This window comes from Promineifilum sp. (SeqCode) (genome assembly GCF_041918635.1).
Classification (GTDB): domain Bacteria; phylum Chloroflexota; class Anaerolineae; order Promineifilales; family Promineifilaceae; genus Promineifilum.
Genome location: NZ_JAYRVJ010000017.1, coordinates 1 through 3,453, shown reverse-complemented (window position 1 = coordinate 3,453; position 3,453 = coordinate 1). Strand labels below are relative to the sequence as shown.

The following is a 3,453-nucleotide window of genomic DNA, read 5'->3' as shown; positions in this document are numbered from 1 at the left end:
TCATCGCTCCGATTAGCCACCCGGGGTGTAGCCGGTGGTGATAGAGCCGTCCTGCAGGCCCGCTTCGGTCGCGGACAACAGGTCTTTGACTTCCTGCGGAACCGCGTCCTCATGCTCGTGGAACGGGGCCAAGCCGACCGCGCCGAAGAAGTTGCCGCCGGGGAATTCGCCGTTAGCCGACAGAGTAGCCAGATCAACGACGCCGGGGGTGATGAGCTTCATGGCGCTGGAGATGAGGCAGGCATGGGCCTCGGGCACGGTTTCCCACTGGTCGGTGTCGACGCCGATGCACCACACACCTTCCTGGCCGGCCGTCTCGATGAGGGCGCCGTTGCCGGTCTTACCGCCCGCGCCGAAGACGACGTCCGCGCCGTTGCCGATGGCCTGCTGGGCCGTGCTGGCGCCCCACTCCGGGTCGGTGAAGGCCACATCGAGGCCACCGGGATGGTAGGTATCGATGATGGTGATGTCGGGGTTGACCGACAGCGCGCCGTTCTTGTAGCCCTCGTTGAAGGCCACGACCGGCGGAACCAGGTTGGTGCCGAGCACGGAGGCGATGGTGCCGCTCTCGTTCATGGAAGCGGCCAGCACGCCGGCCAGATAGCCCGCCTGGTCTTCGTTGAAGACCAGACCGGTCAGATTGGCGATCGTATCGCCCTGGAACTGGTCGACGCCGATGAAGTCGATGTCCGGGTAAGTGCCGGCGGCTTCAACCGTCGCCTCGCCCATGGCGAAACCGACGGTGACGATAACGTCATACCCCTGATCGGCAAACAGGGCGATGTTGGCGCCATAGTCCTTGGCGTCCTTGGTCTCGATGAAGTTGACCTCAGCCGCGCCCAGCGCTTCGGCGGCCTGCTGCGCGCCTTCCCAGGCCGACTGGTTGAACGACTTGTCGTCCACTTCGCCGACGTCCGTCACCAGGCCAATGCACAGGACATCTTCGGCGGCGCAATCAGCTTCGCCGCCCGCTTCCTCGGCCGGAGCTTCCTCGGTGGGAGCGACCTCTTCGGCCGGCGCTTCAGTTGGGGCGACCTCTTCGACCGCCTCGCTCACTTCGGTAGCCGCTCCTTCAACGGCCTGACCGGCCTCATTGGCTGCCTCTTCAACGGCCGGCTCAGCGCCGCCGCCACAGGCGGTGACGAGCAACGCCAGAAGCAGCAATCCGGTAAGCAACAGTGCAATTCGCTTCATTTCTGTCTCTTCTCCTTGTTGCGCAAAACAAATGGGATGTCAACGAACGGGCAAGTGGGTTCACAGAACAGGCGTTTGGTTAGGTGGCGCCACAGACGGCGTTCCGCGGACATATCTGCTGCCCTACCTTGCCCGCATTGGCGTATTGTGGCCCAGCTTGCGTCAAAAGACAAATAATGGGGGCCAGGTTCCAGGGACCAGGGGTTATGGGAGAGCGCGCTTCCCAAGTCCCAAAAACCTAGCCACTACAGATGAAATTCAGGATGGACGCCCACACCGCCTCATGCGCCGGCTCGAAGGGGCGCATGAGTTCGTGGCCGGCGTGGGGATAGATGGTCAACTGCTTATCCTTCCCCGGCAGGACAGCGAAGATCTGCTGGGCATTCGCTGGCGGGGCGGCGTGGTCGTCCTCTCCGGCATAGATGCGCACCGGCACGTCGAGCCGCGGCCAGAGCGTCCGGCCGTGCTCGATCGTACTCACCATCTCGTGCATACCCGACAGAGGGACGCGGCTGAGCACCGGCAGCGTCGCCTGGAACGCCGGGTCGTCGAAGTCGATCGTCGGGTCGAAGTCGAGCACGCGCTCGCGCACCAGTTGTTGCATGCTCTCGCGCTTGCTCTTGTGGGGGTAGTACCAGGGCAGGAAGAAGCGGGCGTAGCGCACCAGCCGCAGCCGCCGGTCGGGCACGTCGCAGATGGGGGCCAGCATGGCCATGCCGCGCACGCCGCCGAACTTCAGCGCCACGTGGGCGGCCAGGATGTTGCCCATCGAGTGGCCGATGGTGAAAATCTCGTCGCTGTGGGAGCGAACCACGTGGTACGCCTCTTCCGCCTCGGCCAGCCACGCCCGCCGCCCCGCCCCGGCCAGCTTGTCAGGGTAGTGGCCGTGGCCGGGCAGCAGCGGGCAGTGGACGAACAGGCCGTGCTGGTTCAGGTGCTCCGCCAGCGGCCGGGAACTGAGCGGGCTGCCCATGAAGCCGTGGAGGATGAGCACGCCGATGCGATGGCCGGGCTCGGTTGGTTCAGACGCAGGCAGCGTGTAAGCCCGGCGCTCGGCCGGTACGTCGTAGGTAGGTTGAAAGGGCATATGGACGGTTACCTCGCAGCGGCGAGTATAGAGAACCCCATCGTTCTCGGCAACCACCGCGAGCGCGCCGTTTAGCCTTCCGGCGTGACCATGCCCTCGATCTCGACGATCTCAACGTAGGGCGGCAAGGGGATGCCCTCCCGTTCCAGAGCCGCCAGCACTTCCTCTCTCGCGAGCACCTCGATCACCACGCGATTGGTGGGTACGTCCGTAGAGGCGATGGCCTCGAAGCCCAGGTCGGTGACGCGCTGAAACAGATCCAGCTTGGTCTGTTGCAACGCCTGCAAGGAGTGTTCGGCCGTCCGAACTTCGATACGGTCGGCGTAGGGCAGGCCCTCCAGGTAGGGTTGGAGCGTCTCCGCGCCCGCCTCGGTGAAGGCCACGGCGGCCCGCTCCGGCGATGTCGGCAGGATCCACAGGCCAGCGAAGCTGTCCGGCTCATTCTCCGTCAAGATGCCGTTGAGCGCGCCCATTGCCCAGGTGAAACTCTCCCGCGGACTGTTTAGGTCGAGCGCCTCCCAGGTGGCGCGCAATGCGAGGGCAGGCGAAGTAGCACGTATGCCCTGAGGCGTCTCGGCTGTGGCCGCCGGTTGCGGGTTGAGCGCGGCCGGCGCTCTGGCACAGGAAGCGCAGGCAGCCAAGAGCAGCAGGGAGAGAGCGAGCAGCCGAAGCATTAGAAGTCATAGTATACGCCTTTCAACCGCAAAATGGCAGATTCTTGGAGCAAGGGGGCAGAGGGGCGGGGTGCAGGGGAGCGAAAGAAAGTGCCCCGCGCCTCTGCCCCTGTTCCCTTTCCCCCCGCTCCCCTGCCCCCCCGCCTCCGATCTGGTACAATCTGCCCCATGCCCATCCATGTGTTATCCGACCAGCTCGCCTCCCAGATCGCCGCCGGCGAGGTGGTCGAGCGGCCGTTCTCCGTCGTCAAGGAACTGGTCGAGAACGCCATCGACGCCGGGGCGACGGCCATCACCATCGACGTGCGCGGCGGCGGCCGGCAACTGATCCAGGTGGCCGACAACGGTAGCGGCATTGAGGCGTCGGAGATCGAGACGGCTTTCCTGCGCCACGCCACCTCGAAGCTGAATTCGGCCGACGACCTGCACGCCATCCGCACCCTGGGCTTTCGCGGCGAGGCGCTGGCGGCCATCGCCGCCGTCAGCCAACTGACCATC

The 3,453-nt window shown here is 65.3% G+C and carries 4 protein-coding genes; 1 reads left to right on the top strand and 3 read right to left on the bottom strand.

What is annotated here, in order from left to right; translation table 11 throughout:
• Positions 1-12: 12 nt before the first annotated feature.
• The 3 genes from ACE3UY_RS00760 to ACE3UY_RS00750 all read right to left on the bottom strand — a co-directional run bounded on the left by ACE3UY_RS00760 (position 13) and on the right by ACE3UY_RS00750 (position 2,955).
• A complete protein-coding gene (locus ACE3UY_RS00760; protein ID WP_374685647.1) occupies positions 13-1,194 on the bottom strand; it encodes a BMP family ABC transporter substrate-binding protein in 1,182 nt (393 codons plus the stop codon).
• 238 nt (positions 1,195-1,432) lie between these two features.
• On the bottom strand, positions 1,433-2,281 hold the full coding sequence (locus ACE3UY_RS00755; RefSeq protein ID WP_374685646.1) for an alpha/beta hydrolase: 849 nt from the start codon (positions 2,279-2,281) through the stop codon (positions 1,433-1,435).
• 71 nt (positions 2,282-2,352) lie between these two features.
• A complete protein-coding gene (locus ACE3UY_RS00750; protein WP_374685645.1) occupies positions 2,353-2,955 on the bottom strand; it encodes a hypothetical protein in 603 nt (200 codons plus the stop codon).
• A gap of 168 nt (positions 2,956-3,123) precedes the next feature.
• Here ACE3UY_RS00750 and mutL point away from each other — a divergent pair.
• Positions 3,124-3,453, top strand: a 330-nt coding sequence (mutL, locus tag ACE3UY_RS00745; RefSeq protein WP_374685644.1) for a DNA mismatch repair endonuclease MutL, incomplete at its 3' end; no start/stop codon positions are given.